This is a genomic window from Aureisphaera sp. (assembly GCF_059726885.1).
Genome location: NZ_AP041051.1, coordinates 1,780,722 through 1,803,361, shown reverse-complemented (window position 1 = coordinate 1,803,361; position 22,640 = coordinate 1,780,722). Strand labels below are relative to the sequence as shown.

Annotated in this window: 17 protein-coding genes and 5 tRNA genes; 13 read left to right on the top strand and 9 right to left on the bottom strand. The window is 40.7% G+C overall.

The genetic code is table 11. The annotated features are described in order from the left end of the window. Positions 1 to 9 precede the first annotated feature (9 nt). From AC6JAD_RS07870 to AC6JAD_RS07850, 5 genes are all read left to right on the top strand, one after another. Entirely contained in the window at positions 10 to 972 is a 963-nt protein-coding gene (locus tag AC6JAD_RS07870; RefSeq protein WP_461304691.1) for a PorP/SprF family type IX secretion system membrane protein, read from the top strand. Between the two features lie 12 nt (positions 973 to 984). Then, the gene (locus tag AC6JAD_RS07865; RefSeq protein WP_461304690.1) at positions 985 to 2,874 is read left to right on the top strand and encodes an OmpA family protein; all 1,890 of its coding nucleotides are present in this window, start codon (positions 985 to 987) and stop codon (positions 2,872 to 2,874) included. Between the two features lie 254 nt (positions 2,875 to 3,128). Then, positions 3,129 to 3,521: a hypothetical protein gene (locus AC6JAD_RS07860; protein WP_461304689.1), complete on the top strand. Its 393-nt coding sequence runs from the start codon at positions 3,129 to 3,131 to the stop codon at positions 3,519 to 3,521. A 29-nt stretch (positions 3,522 to 3,550) separates the two neighbouring features. Next, positions 3,551 to 4,366 (top strand): hypothetical protein, encoded by an 816-nt coding sequence (locus tag AC6JAD_RS07855; protein ID WP_461304688.1) that lies wholly within the window; start codon positions 3,551 to 3,553, stop codon positions 4,364 to 4,366. Between the two features lie 422 nt (positions 4,367 to 4,788). Then, positions 4,789 to 7,752 carry a T9SS type A sorting domain-containing protein gene (locus AC6JAD_RS07850; protein ID WP_461304687.1) on the top strand — a complete coding sequence of 988 codons (2,964 nt, stop codon included), beginning with the start codon at positions 4,789 to 4,791 and terminating at the stop codon, positions 7,750 to 7,752. A gap of 180 nt (positions 7,753 to 7,932) precedes the next feature. On the opposite strand, the gene AC6JAD_RS07845 is transcribed toward AC6JAD_RS07850, so the two are convergent. Continuing rightward, positions 7,933 to 8,292 carry a T9SS type A sorting domain-containing protein gene (locus AC6JAD_RS07845; RefSeq protein WP_461304686.1) on the bottom strand — a complete coding sequence of 120 codons (360 nt, stop codon included), beginning with the start codon at positions 8,290 to 8,292 and terminating at the stop codon, positions 7,933 to 7,935. A gap of 157 nt (positions 8,293 to 8,449) precedes the next feature. On the opposite strand from AC6JAD_RS07845, the gene AC6JAD_RS07840 reads away from it, so the two are divergent. The 4 genes from AC6JAD_RS07840 to AC6JAD_RS07825 all read left to right on the top strand — a co-directional run bounded on the left by AC6JAD_RS07840 (position 8,450) and on the right by AC6JAD_RS07825 (position 14,636). Further along, complete coding sequence (locus AC6JAD_RS07840) at positions 8,450 to 9,919, top strand: DUF1800 domain-containing protein (RefSeq protein ID WP_461304685.1); 1,470 nt, start codon at positions 8,450 to 8,452, stop codon at positions 9,917 to 9,919. 9 nt (positions 9,920 to 9,928) lie between these two features. Beyond that, positions 9,929 to 11,551 carry a DUF1501 domain-containing protein gene (locus AC6JAD_RS07835; RefSeq protein WP_461304684.1) on the top strand — a complete coding sequence of 541 codons (1,623 nt, stop codon included), beginning with the start codon at positions 9,929 to 9,931 and terminating at the stop codon, positions 11,549 to 11,551. 109 nt (positions 11,552 to 11,660) lie between these two features. Continuing rightward, positions 11,661 to 13,730 (top strand): methionine--tRNA ligase, encoded by a 2,070-nt coding sequence (gene metG / locus AC6JAD_RS07830; protein WP_461304683.1) that lies wholly within the window; start codon positions 11,661 to 11,663, stop codon positions 13,728 to 13,730. Between the two features lie 3 nt (positions 13,731 to 13,733). Further along, on the top strand, positions 13,734 to 14,636 hold the full coding sequence (locus AC6JAD_RS07825; protein WP_461304682.1) for a histone deacetylase family protein: 903 nt from the start codon (positions 13,734 to 13,736) through the stop codon (positions 14,634 to 14,636). Here AC6JAD_RS07825 and AC6JAD_RS07820 read toward each other — a convergent pair whose 3' ends face one another. From AC6JAD_RS07820 to AC6JAD_RS07785, 8 genes are all read right to left on the bottom strand, one after another. Then, a complete protein-coding gene (locus AC6JAD_RS07820; protein WP_461304681.1) occupies positions 14,637 to 16,571 on the bottom strand; it encodes a tetratricopeptide repeat protein in 1,935 nt (644 codons plus the stop codon). 265 nt (positions 16,572 to 16,836) lie between these two features. Further along, complete coding sequence (locus AC6JAD_RS07815; protein WP_461304680.1) at positions 16,837 to 17,940, bottom strand: slipin family protein; 1,104 nt, start codon at positions 17,938 to 17,940, stop codon at positions 16,837 to 16,839. A gap of 389 nt (positions 17,941 to 18,329) precedes the next feature. Then, positions 18,330 to 18,397 (bottom strand) — tRNA-Leu (locus AC6JAD_RS07810). Between the two features lie 24 nt (positions 18,398 to 18,421). Next, positions 18,422 to 18,477, bottom strand: a tRNA-OTHER gene (locus AC6JAD_RS07805). Between the two features lie 171 nt (positions 18,478 to 18,648). Continuing rightward, positions 18,649 to 18,721: transfer RNA gene (locus AC6JAD_RS07800), tRNA-Phe, on the bottom strand. A 4-nt stretch (positions 18,722 to 18,725) separates the two neighbouring features. Beyond that, positions 18,726 to 18,799: transfer RNA gene (locus AC6JAD_RS07795), tRNA-Lys, on the bottom strand. A gap of 141 nt (positions 18,800 to 18,940) precedes the next feature. Then, positions 18,941 to 19,013 (bottom strand) — tRNA-Asp (locus AC6JAD_RS07790). 93 nt (positions 19,014 to 19,106) lie between these two features. Beyond that, positions 19,107 to 19,658, bottom strand: coding sequence for a tetratricopeptide repeat protein (locus AC6JAD_RS07785; protein ID WP_461304679.1), 552 nt, complete (start codon positions 19,656 to 19,658; stop codon positions 19,107 to 19,109). 760 nt (positions 19,659 to 20,418) lie between these two features. Here AC6JAD_RS07785 and AC6JAD_RS07780 point away from each other — a divergent pair. From AC6JAD_RS07780 to AC6JAD_RS07765, 4 genes are all read left to right on the top strand, one after another. Continuing rightward, the gene (locus AC6JAD_RS07780) at positions 20,419 to 21,258 is read left to right on the top strand and encodes a helix-turn-helix domain-containing protein (protein WP_461304678.1); all 840 of its coding nucleotides are present in this window, start codon (positions 20,419 to 20,421) and stop codon (positions 21,256 to 21,258) included. Positions 21,259 to 21,349: 91 nt separating this feature from the next. Then, the gene (locus tag AC6JAD_RS07775; RefSeq protein WP_461304677.1) at positions 21,350 to 21,511 is read left to right on the top strand and encodes a hypothetical protein; all 162 of its coding nucleotides are present in this window, start codon (positions 21,350 to 21,352) and stop codon (positions 21,509 to 21,511) included. A gap of 125 nt (positions 21,512 to 21,636) precedes the next feature. After that, the gene (locus AC6JAD_RS07770) at positions 21,637 to 22,185 is read left to right on the top strand and encodes a carboxymuconolactone decarboxylase family protein (RefSeq protein WP_461304676.1); all 549 of its coding nucleotides are present in this window, start codon (positions 21,637 to 21,639) and stop codon (positions 22,183 to 22,185) included. Positions 22,186 to 22,221: 36 nt separating this feature from the next. Then, complete coding sequence (locus AC6JAD_RS07765) at positions 22,222 to 22,605, top strand: hypothetical protein (RefSeq protein WP_461304675.1); 384 nt, start codon at positions 22,222 to 22,224, stop codon at positions 22,603 to 22,605. The last annotated feature ends 35 nt before the right edge of the window (positions 22,606 to 22,640 follow it).

Sequence of the window (22,640 nt, the reverse complement as noted above, 5' to 3'; positions counted from 1 at the left end):
ACGGAACACATGAAACATTATATAACATATAAGAAAGGAATTCTCCTCCGTGCCTTTTGGGCTTGGGTCGTCATTATGACCTTCCAAATCGATGTACAGGCACAGCAGGATTCCCAGTACACTCAGTACATGTACAACACACAGACGATAAACCCTGCCTATGCAGGATCCCGAGGAGTGTTTGGCATTACAGGATTGTATCGAAACCAATGGGTAGGACTGGACGGTGCCCCCGAAACATTTAATGTAGGATTAAGCACCCCTCTTGGCGATGACGAACGGGTTGGACTGGGACTAAGCGCCTACAAAGATAAAGCGGGCCCTGCCGATGAAAGCTTAATTGCAGCAGACTTTTCCTATACCATACCCTTAAATGACAAAGTGAAGCTAGGATTTGGATTAAAAGGAGGTATCAACCTGCTTAATGTAGACTACTCCTTACTTAACATTTACCATCCCGACGATGCATTGCAACAATTCAATATCGACAACAGGCTCACGCCAGTCGTAGGGGCAGGACTTTTCTTGCACGATGATGAAACTTGGTACGTTGGGGCCTCTGTACCTAATATACTAGAGACCACACATTATGATGATAATACGGTTTCTAACGCATCCGAGCGGGCAAGTTTGTACACCATCGCAGGATATGTATTTCAACTTAGCGATCATACAAAATTTAAACCTGCAGTTCTAGGAAAGTTCGTTTCCGGTGCTCCGGCGGCGATCGATCTATCGGCTAATTTCATGTTCTATGACAAGCTAACACTGGGTGCGGCCTATAGGCTTGATGCAGCCATAAGTGGACTGGCAGGGTTTCAGGTAACCGAGGGAATGTTTATAGGGTATGCCTATGATTATGGTATTCAGGAACTGGCAAACTTCAATTCGGGTTCGCATGAAGTCTTTCTGCGCTTTGAATTGGGTGGACGTGGACGAACACAACGATTTCTATCACCAAGATTCTTTTAAAAATTATTTAAAATGAAAAAACGATTATTTATATGGATATGTAGTTCGTTGTTTGTGTTAAGTTCTGTAACCGCACAAAAAGCGACACTGAAAAAGGCAGATCGAAAATTCGATGACCTTGCTTATATCGATGCATTGGATATATACGAGAAAGTGGCGGATAAGGGATTTGAAGATGCCGATCTCTTCAAAAAACTTGGGGATGGCTATTATTTCAATGCAGACTACACCGAGGCTGCCAAATGGTACGGGAAATTAGCTGGTACAACAGCAAATCTGAGCCCAGAATACCAATTTAGGTACGGTCAATCCCTCAAAGCCAACGGAAACTATAAGGATGCGGATGTTTTATTGAAACAATTTTATAGCAGTCAGGGATTGTCGTATGCGAATTCCGACGATTATTTGAGTACCATAGAAAAAAACTCGAACAGATACATTAGCAATAGCGTAGGTTTCAATACCAAAAACTCAGACTATCCCGCATTCCTTAAGGGTGATGAATTATATGTAATTTCGGGATCCGATGACACAAAAAGAACCCCTTGGAATGACGAACCCACCTCCGATATTTTTAAACTCGACGGTGGTAGTCTGGACAACCTTGGGAATACATTAAATACCCGATTCAACGAGGGATCTTTGGCCATTACAAAAGATGGTAAAACCATGTTCTTTACACGTAATGACTACGATGGAAAGAAAAGGGGAAAAGACCAAAATAAAACCACTCGCCTTAAGCTATATATAGCGCAAAATATAGATGGGAATTGGGACAATGTGATCGAACTACCCTTCAATAATAGCGACTATTCTATAGGACACCCAGCCTTAAGTGCCGATGACAGCATGCTATACTTTGTGAGTGACATGCCGGGAAATGGCAGTAAGGGAGGAACGGATATTTACCAAGTAACCTTGATGGCAGATGGTAGTTTTGGCGCGCCACTTAATATGTCTGGTTTCAACACTCCAGGAGATGAAATGTTTCCATTTGTTGCAGAAGACGGCACCTTTTACTTTGCATCGAACGGGCACGTAGCAAACCTGGGCGGTTTGGATATTTACAGTTCCAAGGCCAATGATAACGGAGATTACGGGAAGGTAAGCAATATGGGAAAACCCATAAACAGCCCCATGGACGACTTCGCTCTCATGATACATACTGACACCAAAAAAGGTTATTTTGCCTCGAACAGAATAGGTTCACAAAGTGATGATATTTATTCATTCGCAGAAAACGAAAACTACGAAGTCCCCTGCTCCGTGGCCTATCGTGGGGTTGTTAGGGACAAAAAAACAGGGGATATCCTTGACAATGTTTTGGTTTCCCTGATCAATGCCAATAATGAGGTCATTACACAAAAAGTAGTAAGCGCGGGGCTCTATGAATTTGATGAAATGGATTGTCAGAATGCAAAATTCGTCCGTGCGGAGAAAAATGGATATCAAACAGCCGAAGATCTTACGAAAGAACCTTTACATGGCATATCAAGTACAGATGTACTTCTGGATAGAAGAACCATAGATCTTGTTGAAGGTAACGATATAGGGTTAATCTTAAATCCAATCTTCTTTGATCTGGACAAAGACTACATCCGCCCCGATGCCGAGGTAGAACTGCAAAAGGTAATTGCCATCATGAGGAACAATCCATCCCTCAAGATTGATGTGAGATCGCATACGGATAGTCGGGCTTCGGACAGTTACAACATGAATTTATCGAATCGCCGTGCTCAATCGACCATCAATTACATAGCGAGAGCTGGTATTGACCGTTCCAGGTTGACCGGAAGGGGCTACGGTGAAACACAGCTAAAAAATGGCTGCAGCAATGGTGTTGGTTGCTCAGATATCGAACACCAGCGAAATAGAAGAAGTGAATTCATAATTGTTAAATAAACGATTGACCACTTTTTGGTTAATTCTAACTGCAAGGGGAGTTCAAAAGAACTCCCCTTTCCTTTATACAGACCAGAAGTTGTTTTAGGAATATGAGTAGACTTGCATCCAAAAAACATGAAAAAACGAAACTTGCGAAATTGCACTTATTAACTGAAATCGAATCACCATAACGTATATGGCTCACTTATTACATTACGCTATGTAAATCCAAAATTTAAGCAGAAATTTAGGAGACAATCTAAATTGAACGCATGGAAGATAGTATACACAAGTTGAACAATAAAGAGCTCCTTTACCTCAAGTTACTGGCATTTGGATTCTCCAGGGTACGCATTTGCTTCATCATGGATACTTCTAGTTACAAACTAGAATTAATCCGATCAACGATCGAACTAAAATTAGATTGTAGCAATTGGCAGGACATTATAGCCATGGCTTTTAGAAATAAGTTGCTACATCCGAAAGATTATGTGATAGACGAGGTAAAAGCCTTAGCGAACCGAACGGTATCTAGAATGTTCATGGAAAATTCAGAATCATTATCACAAAGGAAAAGAACGATTCCATCAAAGTTCGCCATACAAAATGAGCTCACCAAGTATTTGGCAATGTGCTTTTCAGGAAAAAGAGGAGCCTCTATATAAAGGCATTTCCCAAATTCAACAATTGGAGCATGAATAAGAGCAAGTTTACCACACAGGAGCTTTCATACCTGAAACTCTTTACCTATGGTTATGGCGAAACTCAGTTTTTGGAATACTTTAACCTAGACTCTCAAATGATCGACACGATCACCAAAGATATTCAACTAAAATTCCGCGTTAAGAACTGGAGTTCCTTGATTAAAAAAGGATTTACCGCCGAGATACTCTCCCCAAAGGATTTTGTCGAAGATTCCATCATAGAAATAGCATCGAATTTCTCGATTCGCATATATGACGAACATTTCAAAAAACACCTTCCAAATAAAAAGAAGCTAAACCCTATTCTATATGAGTTTATGGAAAATTGCAGCCATGAGCTCGAATTCAATAGGGCTATTGAACAATTTAAATCCAAGAACATGAAATTATCCGTAAAAGAAAGAAAGCTAGTCGAACTTATGTATATCGGGATTTGCGAAGAACGAAAGGTTTGCAAAATCTTAGAGATCTCTAGAAACGATATGTTGAGGATGAAAAAAAATGTGTTCCGAACCCTTGGAACAAATTCTTGGTATAATACTATTCGACGCGCATTTCAATTGAATATTTTGGACAAAAAGAAGTACACTACACTTAATTTTGAAGATGAGATTGAAAAGAAATCTGAAGAAATAAGACAACTTAGCTTACGCACCAAAAAAGCAGAGAACCAGTTAGAGCTTAAACTGCACATCTATCATAAACTCATAGAATTGTACAATACTTTTGAGTACAATTGCCTGCTTCGTAAGGACTTTGAGGAACACAAAATACCCTATCTACAAAATCAGAATGAAATGACCTAGAGTGTAACCCTCTTCAGAAATCCTTCGTCTTAATTTATAATTAGTATTAAACCATTGCGTTTTGTTGCCCATTTGGAAAGTGATAAATATACATGTTAAACCTCCGAAACCTAATAGATGTCCGGAAACGATCAAGACTCTTGCCAATGTTATTAAACAAAAGCGAATGGATCATGTAAGGACCCTGAAACAACTAGTCGAAAAACGTAATGTTTCGCTTGTAGGGGCATGGGCTTGGAAAGAAAAGGAAAAATCCCCTAATTCTAGAATAATGGGGAAAATAGATGTAGTACACAAACAACTTTGTCTTTGCAAAAAATACCAACAGGTTCAAAGCATCTATTAAAGATATGCACCAAGAATTGTATATTTCAGTTATATTTGAACTCCTAAAAAACGCTCTTTAATTCAAAAGAAATACCATGTATAAGAAGCAGCTTTTCACACTACTCTTACTAATACTTTTAAGGACCATAGCCATAGGCCAAAATACCGCCGAATCATTAAACAGTTCTCTTTATGATATTGGAATATGGGATGAAAACCATGTCACTGCAGTTGGCGGAAAATCAATACTTAGCTCCGGCGACCAAGGAGATTCTTGGACGTTAACTTCAGTAAATATTTTGGAGGGTTTTAATACTGTCAAATCCATACAAATAGTCAATGACCAAATAGGGGTTGCGATAGGAGCCAAGGGATCCATTTGGAGAACTACGGACAAAGGGCTTAGCTGGACCCAAATTCCCTCAATTACAGGTAACGAGGATTTTTTAAGGCTACAGTTTATAGACGGGGTGGGCTATTTGGCAGGAAGAAATCGTGTGGGCACTTCCACAACTTTTACCACTTTTCTCTATAAATCTACCGACCTAGGGGCAAGCTGGCAAGAGGTACCCTCCAACATTGTGGATTTTGGCGGGTTCAACCCTTGGATCAGGATGCATTTTGTCAGTCCTACTGAGGGCTTTCTACAGGCTGGTAACGGTGGTGGTAACCGCTATACAATAGATGGTGGAATTACTTGGGATCCCATTACGACCCTGCCAAATCAGGCCAATGTAAATTCGATGCAGTTTGTGGATGAAAACATCGGTTATATGTATGCTGAAAATGCTTCAGGTATTTATACAGTGCACAGCACAAATGACGCTGGAAACACATGGTCTTCCCTAGATTTTACGCAGGGCTCCGAGCGCTTTAAGGTTCAAGGATCGAAAATATATTATGGCTCCTTTGCTGGTTGGGATGATAGTATTAGAATGGCAAATGTAGACGGTTCCAATCAGGAAAGCAGGGCTATCTACCAGCAGGGATACATTAACAACATCGAGTTCCTTAATGACAATATAGGGTTTATAGTTGGACGAAGGAGACAAGCTTCATCATCAATGGGGCGTTTTATATTCAAGACACTTGACGCTGGGAATACTTGGCTTCCCGTTGACGATGCCAGTCATCTGGAGGGAACCGGTAATGGTTCAATGAGATACCTGAACAAGGTAGCACCCAATACCTATGTTAGGTCAGATGTTATCGCAGAAGCTGGGAACACAAAATTCCATATCGTTCATTCATATGATAATGGCACAAGCTGGCAGGTTACAAACACCTATGATTCCGGAGGGGAAGTAACTTATGCCGATGGGAATTTTATTTGCCACGTCCGTTATTTTGATCCTATTAATTCAGGTAATGGCATAATAATTTCTGAATCCAATGATGGAGGTCAAACTTTTACAGAAAGCCCCGTAATTACGGACCATCCCTTCGCTCCGTTTATTCTATGGCAACAGGTTTCTGAAGATGTCATCTTTGTAGAATCGGGAGCATTCGTTCTTCGTAGTATTGATCAGGGAGTTACATGGGAGGAATTACCTATCCCAAGTGGGATCTCTTCTTACCGTAGCCAGTTCATTTCAGATTCCGTTGGGTATCTATATGGTGAAAACGAAGTCACTGAAACCCCAGAAATCTATAAGACAGAGGATGGTGGGGAAAACTGGACATTTTTATTCAATATACCCACCCACTTTTTTGATTATTTTGATGATGCTTTTGATTTTTCCGATGAAAACCGTCTTATAGTGATCCCAAGGTTCCCGGTTACAGGATCGGCTTTTTTGTATGATCTCAATACATCCATATTAACCGAAGTAAATGCTCCCGAACACGTAAAGACGGTAAAAAGTGTCAACAGTTCAAGCTATGTTGCAATGGTTGGAGAATTTAACACCCATTATACAAATGACAATGGGGCAAATTACACCAACCTTATGTTCAGGGTAGACGAAGCAAGCACATCTGTCCCCCCTTTCTTTGTGGAACCTGATGGGAGTTTTACCCTTTATGACTATGCCTTTATCAAAAGGATAAAACCCACAACCCCTTTTGCTCCTGCATTTTTGGAAGGACCAGAGGTGGTCGATGTCGGAACCGAAGCTGAATATTTCCTTTCACAGGATGAATTTGCGGATACCGAATGGGATCTTCTATCAGGCGGAGGGCTTGTTCTCGATCCTGATTTCCAAAATTACAAAGCTTCTGTGCTTTGGACGGACCCAGGAACCCATACACTTCGTGCCAGAAGGACATCAGATTTGGGGAACTCAGAATATGTGGAAATCCAGGTTACAGTAAACGGTGACCCAGATACAGACCCACCCACAGTTCTTACACAAGATATTACCGTCTTTTTGGACGGAAACGGTGCGGTTGTGATCGAACCGCTTGATATCGATAACGGTTCCTCAGACAACCTTACCCCTTTTGACCTTTTGGTTTTTGAACTCGATACCTATTCATTTTTCTGTAATGATATAGGGGATAACGAGGTTACCCTTACCGTTACCGATCTCTCAGGTAATTCAGCTTCAGCAACTGCAATCGTTACAGTTATTGATGATATGACACCAACCATGATTACCCAAAACATCACTGTTGGATTAAACGGTAATCCCTCTGTGTCCATAGTCCCTGAAGATGTAGATAATGGAAGTAGTGACAACTGTTCGATCCTAAGCCTAGAGTTGGATATTGACACCTTTACAACCATAGGTGATCAAGTTGTGACATTAACTGCTACGGATGGAAGCAACAATACCAATAGCGAAACGGCTATAGTAACAGTAGTAGATATCTTGGGAGTTTCAGAAAATACCAATTTTGAACTAACTGTTTTTCCCAACCCAATACAAGAGAGCCTTTCGGTAGTTTCATCTCTGCCCTATGAGAGAGTGCAGGTCTTTGACCTATCAGGAAGATTGGTGACCAACTTCAACTATCAGGACACCTACGATTTGTCGAAACTTAATCCTGGTATTTATATTATGGTTTTCAATTCAAAAACGGATGGTTCTATTCAAAAATCGATAATTAAAGAATAATCGTAGTACGTGATGTAAATATGCAATAGATGAATTGAAATTAACACTAAAAAAGAGCCCTCGAAATTAAAAATAACACTAGTTAAGATATTAGTATCAGTGAGCAGAATCCACATATAATTTAATGAATTTCAGGACCTTAGTAATTCTTTGTTCTATAGTGACTTTACAAAAATACACTCAATTCGAAAGATTCGAAACGTTCACGTTCCCACTCAGCATGTTTTTCTTTAAATTCAGGTACTTGCCGTTCATATCATAAATTTCAAATTCCGATATCGCGCTGTTAGTCTCACTAACTATGGCCAAATAATCCTTAGCTGGATTGGGGTATAACTTTAGATTCAAGCCATCGTTTTCAGTTAAAGAGAGGACAGGATCTGTTTGACTGGTTCCAACAGAATTGTATAAAACAAAGGTATTATCCCCGTTGTTGAGCCAAACATTATTAGCGTTTATAGGTCCCAATCCTGAAAAAAGGTTGAAAGTGTGCACAAAATCGATATCCCCATCGCAGTCCAAGTCACCGAATGCGGCCAATGTGGGAAACGTACTTGCTATATGGGGACCTTCTTCAGAAATCCTTCGTCTTAATTTATAATTAGTATTAAACCATTGCGTTAAAACAGAGTCCTATTTGCAATAAAAGGCTACTATTCAGTATATTTAACCACAAGTACCCCAAAAAACATTGTCAATGGAAATTGCTACAAACCCCTCATGCAATACATCTACGCTATCGCCATTTGTTCCCGATGCAGGAAATCCATGGAACTTATCTAAAGTAAAACACGTTTTTAGAAGATTGGGATATGGAGCTTCAACAACGCGGGTTGATGACGCCTTAACCCTTACTCCGGGTGAATTCATAGACAATTTGGTGGATACCGCATTCAACCTACCCCCTGCTGCTGCTCCCATATGGGGCAATTGGGCACTGGATGATTTTACCGATTTCGAAACCGAGAACGAACAGTACATTTTCGACTGGCGCGTTGCCACTGGAAATCATATCATTTCTGAAGACCTTCGCGGAAGACTCACCCTATTCTGGATGAGTCACTTCGTTACCGAATTGGAAACTGTTTTCTATGCTCCTTATATGTTTCAATACTATAACCTAATGCAGACCTTTGCATTAGGAAACTTTAAGGAATTTGTACGGCAGGTAGGTATAGATAATAATATGTTACTGTACCTGAACGGTTTCGAAAACACCAACTTTAACCCCAATGAAAACTATGCCCGGGAACTGTTCGAGCTCTTTACTATGGGGGAAGGAATTGGATACGACCAAGATGATATCCTAAATGCTTCCCGTGCCTTGACGGGCTATAACCATTGGGATGATTTTGGGGGTGACATCTATTTTGACGCAATCACCTTCGATGATGGAGTAAAGACTATTTTCGGACAAGAGGGAAATTGGGGGTATGATGATTTAATCAATATTCTTTTTGAACAGCGCCCTAATGAGATTGCCACCTTCATTTGCACAAAACTTTACAAATTTTTCGTGAGCCCTTCGGTAGATGAAGTAATTGAACTGGAAATTATCCAGCCACTGGCCCAAGAATTAATAGATAATGATTTCGAATTGGTCCCCATGCTCAAATTGCTTTTTAAAAGTGAACACTTTTTTGATGATAGAGCTGTGGGTGTAATTATTAAAAGCCCGATCGATGTCATTTTTACATATGCTAACGAAACCACCTTCTTCTACAACGATGAAGTTATGGAAGCCTTCCTATATTATGCAGGACTCATGGGGCAAGAAATTTATGATCCCCCAGATGTTTCAGGATGGCAACGGGACGAAGCTTGGATTAACGGGTCTACCCTCGGAGGCCGTTGGCAACTCATGGAATTCTACCTATTTTACCTTTACAATAGCGGTTATGAGTTCACACTGGTTGACTTGGCCAGGAACCTTTCCAATGACAGCAATGATCCTGAGTTCATTACGCAGGTAATGGTAGATCATTTTGTACCAAAGACCTTATATACGGAAAGTGATTATGTAATCGCTACCGATATTTTTAAGTGGGATATCCCACAGAACTATTATGATGATGGAACATGGAATCTAAGTTGGTCCACTGCCCCATATCAATGCTTCCTATTGCTGGTACATATTGCCCAAATGCCCGAATTTCAACTCAAATAGCCTACGATTATGTGTAACTCTCACGATATACCCAAAAAGAAGACTTCTGAAGCAGAAGAGAAGTTTGTGCATGACCAAGAACACAGTAAGTGGAATAGAAGAACTTTTATACAGGCCCTGGGACTGGCCGGAGCTGGAAGTATGACTTTAGGCGCTGCCAATATTTCTGCAGCCAAACCCTCGCCGTTATCCGTAGCCCTTGCCGAGAATGAAAATGACCGCATTTTGGTCATCGTACGATTAAAAGGAGGTAATGATGGCCTCAATACCATTGTACCAGTGTATGATTACGATGTATACGCCAATCTACGTCCTACGATTCGGCATCAACAAAATGATTTGACTATGTTGAATGCCGACTTTGGCATCCCGAATTATATGAACTCCCTGGAGTCCATGTGGGGAGATGGCAAAATGAAAGTTGTGCATGGTGTGGGGTATCCTGAGCAAAACCTATCCCATTTCCGAAGTTCGGATATTTGGGCTTCTACCGATGAAATTAATTTTGAACCCACAGGTTGGTGGGGACGTTATTTCGAGGATTTGTACCCAGATTACATTATTAATCCACCTGAAATTCCTCCTGCTATGCAAATTGGTAGTATAGGGAATCTCATTTTTGAAGGGAATGAAACCAATTATGCCTTTACCGTTGCCAATCCAGATCAGCTGGCCAATATAGCCGAAAATGGAACCGTCCATGATGTCATGGATATTCCCGATTGTGTGTATGGAGATAAACTCCTGTTCATGCGGGCTACCACCAATACCACTTTCTTTTACGCAGACATCATAAACCAAGCTTATATGGCTTCTACCAATGATGTGGATTACGGAGAGGAAGATTTGGCGAGTCAATTGGCCATTGTCGCAAGGATGATCAAGGGCAACCTAGGTACCAAAGTATATATGGTAACATTGAATGGTTTCGATACGCACGCCAACCAATTGGAAGAACACCAAACCTTGCTCGAGGACCTTTCCAACTCCATGGATCTTTTCTTTCAGGACTTGGCCGCCTCTGGGCTAGATGATAAAGTCTTGGGCATGACCATTTCAGAATTTGGAAGGCGCCCTTATGAAAATGGAAGTAACGGGACGGATCATGGCGCTGCCTCTCCGGTTCTTTTATTTGGTCCCGCTTTGGAAGGAAATGGCTTTATAAACCAACATCCCGATTTAAGTACGTGGGATCAAGACGATAACCTACTTCCGTCTACAGATTTTAGGGATGTATATAGCAGTGTACTCACCCATTGGTTTTGTTTAGACCCGTCCGTATTGGACCTAATTTTACTTGGGGAAACATATCAAAACCTTGATCTTGGATTTAATTGCGAAATACTAGGGGGCAATGATTTTGCCAATGTAACCCGAATGGCACATCGTCCCACATACCAGAACAACACCACCTATATAGAATTGCAAATGCCGGTAACAGCAAATGTGGATATTCGCCTTTTTGATATAACCGGACGCGAAGTCGCCAAGTTGAAGAACGAGATGTTATTTGCTGGGCGTCATAAAATAGACGTCAAAGCCAGTGTAAACACCCGACTTAGTTTTGGACAATATATCTATAGAATTCAAACAGGTGGTCAGAATTACAGCAAGTCGATTTTGATTCAATAAATACATTCGAAACCAACGAAAAAGCTCCTAAACACAAGGAGCTTTTCTTTTTTCGAATAGTCTCCCTGAGTTATAAAATCCTTACTTTTGCTTTTTCAAAATTGGAACGATGAGTCAAGATCCGAAACGGTACACCATCACAGCGGCATTGCCCTATACCAATGGCCCTGTTCATATAGGTCATTTGGCAGGGGTATACATTCCCGCAGATATCTATGCGCGTTACCAACGAATTCAAGGTAAGGATGTAGCATTTGTGTGTGGAAGCGATGAGCATGGCGTACCCATTACCTTGAAGGCAAAAAAGGAGGGTATTACACCCCAGGAAGTGGTAGATAAATACCATGAAATCATAAAGAAATCGTTTCAGGAATTCGGAATTTCGTTTGATAATTACTCTAGGACCTCAGCCAAAATACATCATGAAACTGCATCCGAATTCTTCAAAAAACTCTACGATGACGGTAAATTTATTGAAGAGGTTACCGAGCAATTGTACGACGAAGAGGCACACCAGTTTCTGGCAGATCGTTTTGTGATCGGAACTTGTCCTAAATGCGGCAACGAAGAAAGCTATGGAGACCAGTGCGAGAATTGTGGAACATCCCACAATGCAGTAGACCTCATTAATCCAAAAAGTGCCATTTCGGGTAGTAAGCCTGTTCTTAAGGAAACCAAACACTGGTTTTTGCCCTTGAACGATTACCAAGATTGGCTCAATGATTGGATACTGAAAGGTCATAAAAAAGATTGGAAAACAAATGTATATGGACAGTGCAAGTCTTGGATAGATGATGGCCTGCACCCCCGTGCGGTAACCCGGGATTTAGACTGGGGGATTCCCGTACCCGTGGATGGCGCAGAAGGTAAAGTGCTTTACGTTTGGTTCGATGCTCCCATTGGATATATCTCCGCCACCAAAGAATGGGCAGCAGAACAAGGAAAAAATTGGGAGCTCTATTGGAAAGATGAAGGCACCAAATTGCTTCACTTTATTGGTAAGGACAATATCGTTTTTCACTGTATCATCTTCCCTAGTATGCTGAAAGGAGAGGGAAGCTATATTCTTCCGGAGAACGTACCTGCGAATGAATTCCTAAACCTTGAAAGCAATAAAATATCCACCAGTAAGAACTGGGCGGTTTGGTTACATGAGTACTTGGAGGAATTCCCGGGACAACAAGATGTCCTTAGATATGTGCTTACGGCAAACGCACCGGAAACCAAGGACAATGATTTTACATGGTCCGATTTTCAACAGCGCAACAACAGTGAATTGGTCGCTATCTTCGGTAACTTCATAAACCGCGTTGCGGTACTTACCCACAAGTACTATGAGGGGAGCATCCCGACACCTAATGACTTTTCTGAAGTTGACCTTCAAACGTTAACCGAACTCAGGGCATACCCTGCCATCATTTCAAGTTCATTGGAAAGATATCGCTTCCGTGAAGCACAGCAGGAATTGATGAATGTAGCCCGGCTAGGTAATAAGTACTTAGCAGATGAAGAACCCTGGAAAAGCATAAAAACCGATCCTGAACGAACCAAAACGGTCATGTTCGTCGCATTGCAAATTGCCAGTGCACTTGCCGTTTTGAGCGAGCCATTCTTGCCACATACTTCAGGGAAACTAAAGCGTATTTTGCAGCATTCGGAGGTGGGGCATCCTATTGCTTGGGTTAATGTAACACAAGAAGAACCACTATTACCCTCTGGTCATACCATTGGCAAGAGCGAGTTGCTTTTCAGTAAAATTGAGGACACACAAATTCAACAACAATTGGACAAATTAGAAGCTAGCAAGGCTGCCAATGAAGCAGAAGCTAAGGAGGTGATTCCACAGAAAGATACCATTCAATTTGATGATTTTACCAAACTTGATATGCGTGTAGGAACTATTATCGAAGCCGAAAAAATGCCGAAGACCAAAAAGTTATTGGTACTAAAAGTAGATACGGGTATCGATGTACGCACCATAGTTTCGGGTATTGCCGAAAGCTTCACTCCTGAGGAAATAGTAGGCAAAAAAGTGACCGTCTTGGTCAATTTAGCACCAAGGCCACTTCGTGGGGTAGAAAGCCAAGGAATGATCTTAATGACCGAAACACCAGAAGGGAAATTGGTTTTTGTGAATCCAGATGATGCTGGTGTGGATAATGGGGCTACTATAAATTAAAACGTGCTTAAGATAGCCTACCATCCTATCTTTAAACACAATCTCCCATTGGGACATCGATTTCCCATGTCTAAATACGAGTTATTGCACCAGCAATTATTGTTGGAAGGAACGTGTACGGAAGAAAATTTCTTTGTCCCCGAACCTTTAGAAGAGGAGTACGTTTTAGCGGTCCATACGGCCGAATATGTGTCTTCCCTCAGGAATCTTTCACTTGACAAAAAGGCCATCCGTAAAATCGGGTTCCCGCTTTCCCAAAAATTGGTGGAGCGCGAGGAGTGTATCACTCAGGGAACCATCGAAGGATGCGAGTATGCCTTGCAAAATGGTATCGCCATGAATATTGCTGGAGGTACGCACCATGCCTATACGGATCGTGGGGAAGCCTTTTGCCTGTTCAATGATCAGGCAGTGGGAGCCCAATATCTTTTAAGCCACCATAAAGCCAAGAAGGTTTTAATAGTAGATTTAGATGTGCACCAAGGCAATGGTACAGCACAAATATTTCAAAATGAACCTCGTGTTTTCACTTTTTCCATGCACGGGGGTAAGAATTATCCTTTTAAAAAAGAGGCAAGTGATTTGGATATTGGCCTGGAAGATGGTACTCGAGATGATCATTACCTGACCACTTTAAAAGAAACCCTTCCGAGGTTAATTCAATCACAACAACCCGATTTCATTTTCTATTTAAGTGGTGTAGACATTCTAGGGACCGACAAACTAGGTAGGCTGGCCTGTACCATAGAAGGTTGCAAGGAAAGGGATCGATTCGTACTACAAACCTGTAAAGACCTACGCATTCCCGTTCAAGTAAGTATGGGAGGTGGGTACTCCCCAGATATAAAAACTATTATTGAAGCACATGCGAACACCTATCGTGTGGCTCAGGAGATATTCTTTTAATTACAAATTCTGAATAAAGGATTTGAGTGATTTCCCCTTTGGAATCTCCATTTTCTTTCGAAGGTTATAGCGATAGTTATCCACACTGGCAGGACTAATATTAAGCTGAACACCTATTTGCTTTGAGGTTTGCCCCAAACGAAGCATAATCGCCACTTTCTTTTCCTTGGAAGATAAATTGGGATAGAGCTGTTCAATTTTTGCCCCAAAAGAATCTGTGGTTTCGTCGATATGCTGGTACAATTGCACTTTTTCTTTATTCTGCTCAATATCACTATTAATAAAGTGCAGTGCATCGTTCACCATTTCACGATATGTTTCATTGGTTACTTTAATACCGCGTAGCCTAGACTTTATCTTCTCGAGCAATTCATTTTTTTCCGAAATATGGATGGCAAATTCGGTAATCTGCTTATTCTTGAAGCGCATTTCGGTATCCAATGCGGCCTTCTTCAGTTTAAGGACTTCCTGGTTGGAACGCAACGCATCGCGTCTTGTAGCATTTAGCTTTCGCTCCCTGAAGAAAAGGAATACTGCAAATAATATGAGCATGATGGCAATGCCTATGATAAAGTATTGACGGGTTTTAAATCCCTTCTTCTCAATATTGGCCAGTTGCAAACGGGTCTCTGTATTTTCCAGCTCCGCTACCACCTGATTGTAGTTTTGCTCTACCCTAAGCACATTAAGTCTATCATTCTGTATCTTCTGCTGTAATGTATCTTTTAAGGCAGTGTACTTCTCGAAATACCGTAACCCATTCTCATAGTCTCCCCGTTTCTTGTGTAGACGGGACAATTCTTCATATACATCCAATTCGGATTGCTTGAAGGTTTTTAGCTCCTCGCCTTTCAAAGCTTCCGTCAAAATTTCAATCCCTCCGTTTATATTATTTTCCTTTTCCAGGATCTTGGATTGCAGCAGGGCAATATTCGTGTCGAAATTGGGGATTACCCATTCGGAAGTATACATTCTTGCCGAATCCAAATAGGCTTTTGCTTTTTGTAATTCGAAGGTGGAGTTGTATACGTCCACTAGATCCGTATATGCAGTTACGCGTGAATATACATCCTCCAATTCCTTACTTAATTCTAAGGCTTTTAGGTATTCCACTTTTGCTTTCTGGTACATGCCTTGGCTGCGGTATAGAAAACCACGGTTACTTGCAGCGCTCATTTTACCTTCTTCATTACCAGCAACCTCGAAGCCTACATTGGCACTATCCAGATGCATTTCGGCCAATTCGTATTCTTTCTGAGCATTATAAATGAGACCCAACATATTGTGGTTCTCGGCTATGTAATAATCATTCTCTGCCTCCTTGGCCTTATCCAATGCCGTCCTCGCATATTTCGCAGCGGTTTCGTAGGATTCTATATTATAGTAAACAATGGATAGGTCGTTGTAGTTCTCCAGCATATACTCCTCGGTATCTTCATCTTTTTCAGCCTTGTCCAAAAAACTATTGGCCAAAAGAATATTTTCCAAGGCCAAGGCCATTTTCTCATAATTGTTATATACAATACCCTCTATACTATATGCCCACCCTACACTACCAAAGTATCTAGGATCGGTTTTATCGGCATACATGAATGTGCTATCTATATATGAAAGAGCTGCATCATAGTCATCAATGTAAATTCCGACCAAACTTAATTTGACATAGGAGCTCGTAATTTTCAAAGTATCGTTTCGCAGCTTGGAAAGGTTGAGAGCACTTTCTAGATAGTAATAAGCACTGTCATTTTCTTCTCCATAATACAATTCCCCCAATTCATGCAATAAATCTATCTTGTCGGAATCTTTTACTTCGTTAGTGTTTAGTTGAAACTGAAGATTTTTTTTAGACTGAGCAATCTCTAGGCTATCTGCATCCTGTGCATACCCTAATGAAAAACAAAGACACCCTATGAGGCAGAAAATCAAATTTCTCATAACTTCTAATAAAATCACTCAAAAGTAACCCGTAATCTCATAAAAGCGTGCTTATTTATATCATATTTTTCTCATAAGCCACTAGTAATGCTATAATAAGGTATACTTTTACATCGTTGATTAGTAGAAAGATTTTTTATAGTACACTTGACCTACAACCTGCCTACTTAATTAATTGCTATGAAATGGACCGCTGAAAGTTATTACAACTTTTGGCGGTTTTTTATTTAAAAAAGGCGCAATCAATAATTGCGCCTTTTGGTCTTTATTTACTTGTGGTAAATATTTCTTTCAACTGCTTTACCATACCGCCATTTCCATTAACGGTAATCTCACCGATCTTTTCGGCGATCTTTTCTACATATTCCATCTCCTTCAATTTGTAAAGCATTTCATTGTCCTCCATTAATTTGGCCGTATTCAACAAGCTTCGGGTAGAGGCAGTTTCTTCACGACGTGAAATAACATTGGCTTGTGCTTGTTTTTGCGCCACCAATACACGGTTCATGATCTCCTTCATTTCCCCTGTTAAAATCACATCACGGATACCGCAGTCAATTATAGTAACCCCTAACTTCGTTGCGGCTGTTTTTGTGTCCTCAAACACAGCTTTCGCAATGACCTCCTTGTTTTCCAACAATTCGTCCAAAGTATAGGTTCCAATATAAGCCCGCAAGGCCAACTGCATGATTACATACAATTGTTTTGCGTAGTCCTTATTTTTAAGGACTGCCCTTTCCACATCCGTTACCTTGTACTGCGTATTAAAATTAATACGGATAGCGGCCTTGTCCTTCGTTAACAATTCCTGTCCGGCCACTTCCATTTGCAATTGTCTCAAATCTACTTTTGCAATTTTAATGGAAGTGTCATTTCTCCAGAATCGATAGGTACCACCAATCAAGGTTTTTACATAATTATCGTCTACCAACAAAACAGCTTTTTCATAAGCCGCTACCTCGAAGGTACGGACGTATGGTGCTAAATCGTATTTGGCAAACAAGGCCTTGTCAATTGCCTCAGTAATGTAAAGCTTACCCAAATCGGCACTGGTAAAGGTGTAATCTACCAACCCTTTCCAGAACACATAACGTCCTGCTTTAAGGGTTTGCATGTACTTGCCATTTTTGAACACAATGACCAACTCATTATCCAATACGTCAATCACGTGTAACATGCCCGCCAATTTCTCATCACGTAGCAAAACCTCTAATGCTACGGTACTGTTCTGAAAAGCAACGGCAAGATTGTACTTAATTACGGTTTCACCAAGGTTTAACCAGTACACTCCCTCTGTCAATACTCGTTTGTAATCTCCATTTTTGAAGACCAAACCTGCTTGTCCAGCATTCATTCGAACTCGTTTCATTGTTCTCAATTTTATGTTCGCCATAAGGCAAACGGTTACACATATTTAGATCGATCGTATTCGTAACGGGAATACTATCTTTTCTACTAGTTAAAAGGCAAAGTAGGGACCATCATCCTTCGTGTACGGAACCGAAATCCTTGCCGTATAACCTGCAATGGGGTTTTCAGGGACTTGAACAGGAACTGATATCCCTGGGGATACTTGTTGCGGCTCCAGTTGCCGTTGAAAAAGCTATGGCTTTGCATACGTCAATAAATCACGGTTCAAAGAACAATCGGGACTTGTATTTTATTTCCTGGGAAATAGAATACGGATCATCCCTAGTTTCGCCTTTGTGCCATTTAAACCCCGGCAGGGTGATGGTCTTTTTTACAAGTTGACCTTCTTGGTGAATGGTAATCTTTAAAGGATTACATCCTGCATCCTAAGTGCAGTGCTCTACCACTGAGCTACGAGCCCATATTTTTTATTCTAGCGGGCTCGACAGGATTCGAACCTGCGCATTTGGATCAATTGTTCTTGCCTAACTGAACTATCTCAAAAAATGGTTTGAGAGCGGGAGTCGAACCCGCGACCTATTGATTGGCAGCTATTTTTGGCAATAGCCTAAACCTCCAAGTAAAGTTGAACATAACACGGTCATACCCTTGGCAACCGGTCATACAATAGTGCCATACAGAGACACACAACTAGACTCGCTTGGTGAGGAACAGACAGGAATCGAACCTGTATCTCTGGAACTTCAATCCAGCGCATAGACCTGCTTTGCTACTATTCCGTTGTTGAGGCACAGGGAGTCGAACCCCGATCACCCAGGTTAAAAGCCCGGTGCTTTAGCCAGTTAAGCTATACCTCATTATGCCCCTTTCCAGATTCGAACCGAAACTCCCGTTATGGCAGGCAGACACGCTTCCTTTTATGCAAAAGGGTTTTGCAGTATCGATGGGACTCCCTTCGACCTCGCTCAGGATAAACTTCTCGTCCCAAGACTTCTTTGCAGTATCGATGGGACTCGAACCCATACCCGCCCGGGAGACAACCGGGTGCTCTAGCCTTTGAGCTACGATACTTTAGGTTTGGGAAAGGCAGGATGAACATCCTGCCAGGTCGGCTTGCCGAACTGCACCCGTCCCTCCCACGGGTGCTTTCCCTTAGCCCATCCATTATTTTTTCTTTCTGGATGTACTTTTCTTCTCCTTTCTTTTTTTGTTCTTCTTCTTTTTGTCCTTTTTCGAGGAACGCTTATTCTTAACTCGTGCAATTTCACCTTCCACAAAATGTATGAACTGCGAATTACCGCACTCTTCCTTAGCCAACTCAAAGGCAGCCATGGCAGCCTTGAGCACTTTTTGGCTTTCTAAGAGTTGACCTTGCAACAATCGCAAAAGTGCTTTATCCGTTCCTTTTACCGTAAGGGCGAATTCCAATAACCGTTGCGCCTGTGGATAATCTTCATTTCGAATCAATACGCAGATATAATCTGGGTACATTTTCGTCATGTGAATATCTATGCCCATTAGCTTTTCGAAATACCCTTTGGAGGTTTCATAGTCCTTTAACTGAAATCCATATACTTGAGCCATGAGGTATAAGGCCTCTGTATTTTGAGGATCATAGGAAAGCGCATAATTCAATGCTTCCATGGTTTCCTCAATACTATATGAATAGGCATCTAATGCCTTGAACAAATAAATGTTATGTGTATTTGCTTCCATTACGTCTGTTTTAAATTTGATATCAGAAGTTGACTTCTGAATTCTCTTTGTAAACCGTAACGGAACGATAGGTGTCCTAAATGGACATAAAAAAATCCGAAACGGTATCTACTGCTTCGGATTCTTTCATAGAAGTATGATCTGTTCTAATTAAAATCTCGAAGCCATTCCCTAAGGGTAAAATCTTGCCCATTCGCTGGGTGTGTAAAGCCTTTTAATAGCATGGCATTCTGTATATAGTTAAACTCACTTTTTGACATTTGTGTTTGTTTCAAATGCGGTGCAAAGATGAAATCATTTTTTTAATTTCCAAACAAAATTTTGAATTTATTTTACTGATTATCAATTACTTATGTTTAACTAAAAACATAGGCCTCCTGGTCCGAAACTTTCGGATAATGCTCATTTTTTGTAATTGACTTACGATCAATTTTTTACTGTTCAATGAGACTTGCCTTTATGTAATTACAACACGTTTATTTTCATTCAAAAAAATTCATAAAAAAAGCGCCCATTTTAGTGGACGCTCTGTAACATATATCTATTTTAAGTAATTTCTAACTTGAAAAATATGTACATAACGCCCCTTCCCGTAACCAGATATCTTCTGTATAACGAATTTTCGACAGATTCATCTGTCCTATCGGTGCACTATGTACTATTCTGTTCATTGCGGTGCAAATATGCATGGAAGTATTTAATTTTACAAATGAAATGTAACCATACTGTAAGTTTCACATAAGAATCCGACCCATTTCCTATGCAAAAAAGGTTTACTGAATTTTCTACTGGAGCGTTCCTAAATATTGGGAACGAATCGCTACTATATGACTTTTCATCCTCCAAAGAACTAGGGTCTTTTTCCTTTATATGGACCCAGGACCAAGAGGCCGTATTCGCCATAGATGGTATTCCAACGGTGGTCCCCCCTCATAGTATACTTTCGCTTACCCCTATTCAGCATATCCAATATATTCGTGGGGAACATCTCAGAATATATCAGTTCAATCGTGAATTCTACTGCATTAAGGATCACGACAAGGAGGTAAGTTGCGTTGGGTTACTATTCTTCGGAAATGAGCACATTCCCGTCATCTCCTTGATTCCGGAAGATCAGCAAAAATTTGAATTGCTCCATGAGATCTTTCTGGATGAATTGGAAACCAGCGATACCATTCAGGCAGAAATGCTCCGTATGCTCATGGCGCGTTTTATTATTAAAACGACCCGATTACTAAAGCGAAGTGGCGCCACCCAAAACCTGTACGAAACCAAAATTGAATTACTAAGACAATTCAACCTATTGGTAGAAACCCATTTTAAAAAGGAACATAGCGTCACTTTTTATGCAGATTTACTGCACAAATCGCCCAAGACTTTGTCGAATTCCTTCGGAAAATTGGATAAAAGCCCGTTAAAGATCATTCACGATCGAATCATCCTGGAAACAAAGCGTTTGTTGCGCTATACCGACAAATCCGCAAAGGAAATAGCCTATGAGGTAGGCTTCGATGACGCCTCCCACTTAAGCCGTCTCTTCAAAAAGCAAACTGGCGTCTCCCCTTCACAATTTAAGAAAGAAGCTGCTTTGGTAGCTTAGGGAATTTTTGACAATTCATCGGGAATTTCTACTATTCTTCTCCATTACTTTTGACCGCATCTTTGTACTGTAATTAAAAAAACACAGAACAATGATCAAAACACATAAATCCCTATTCAATTTAATAGAAATATTCCGAAACGGGAAAAAAGAGGCATTCAATAGACTCCTCCCAAAAACACATTGTGAGCATAAATCCCTGCACGATTATTATTGTGACGCAGAAAAACCATTTGTTCCTTCAAAGGAATAATTGACAATCTATCGGGAAAAACCTCCATGGTTTAGCTATTCCTTCGGATAGATCTTTGTACGAGATAAAATTTAAAGTTTAATACCATCGATTGGAAACGATCGACCTAAAAATCAAAATAAAAAATGAGCACATTTAATGTACCCACCAGAGAAGACGTAAGTGAAAACAATCAAGTAATTTTCGATTCCCTAAAAGGAAAATTAGGATTCGTCCCTAATCTTTATGCCACCTATGCCTATAGTGATACGGCCCTAGAAAACTACCTCAACTTTTCAGGCTCAAAAACGTCATTAACGGCTAAGGAACGTGAAGTTGTGAACCTAGCTGTAAGTCAGGAAAACAACTGTCTTTATTGTTTAAGCGCACATACCGCTATTGGTAAAATGAACGGTTTCACAGATGAACAGATCCTTGAATTAAGAACCGGACGCGCTTCCTTTGACAACAAATTGGATGCTTTGGCAAGACTATCCCAAAACCTAACGGAGAACCGTGGTCACGCGGACCAAGTAGTAGTCGATAACTTCCTAAATGCAGGATACAGCAAAGGGAACCTAATAGACGCCATTGTTCAGGTAGGTGAAAAAACCATCTCAAACTATATTCATAGTACTACCCAGATCCCAGTAGATTTTCCAGTAGCACAGCCATTGGAAGTAGCTGCAGAATAAAAAATAATCAAAACACTAATTATTAAAACAAAACAAATGAAAAAAGTAATTGCCATTTTAGTACTCGTTCTTACCGCTAGCGTAAGCACCTATGCCCAAGACAAAATGTCTAAGGAAGTGAAAACAGTTTCTTTGGAACAGACACCAGGTGAATTCACCCAAAAGAGTGTGACCCTTAATGAAGGAACTTATGTATTCGAAATCTCGAACCGTCAAGCTGGTACAGATGTAGGGTTTGTATTGGTACCACAGGGAAAAGATGCATCCAAACCCGAAAATCATATTAAGGAAGCTTATGTAACTCAAGTAGTAAAGGAAGGTGAGATCCAAACCTCTAACCAGGTTACTCTGGCTAAAGGTACCTACACCTACTTCTGCCCCTTGAATAAGACACCGCAATATACTTTGACGGTGAAGTAAATAGATGATTCAGATTGAAAAACCCGGCCCAATGG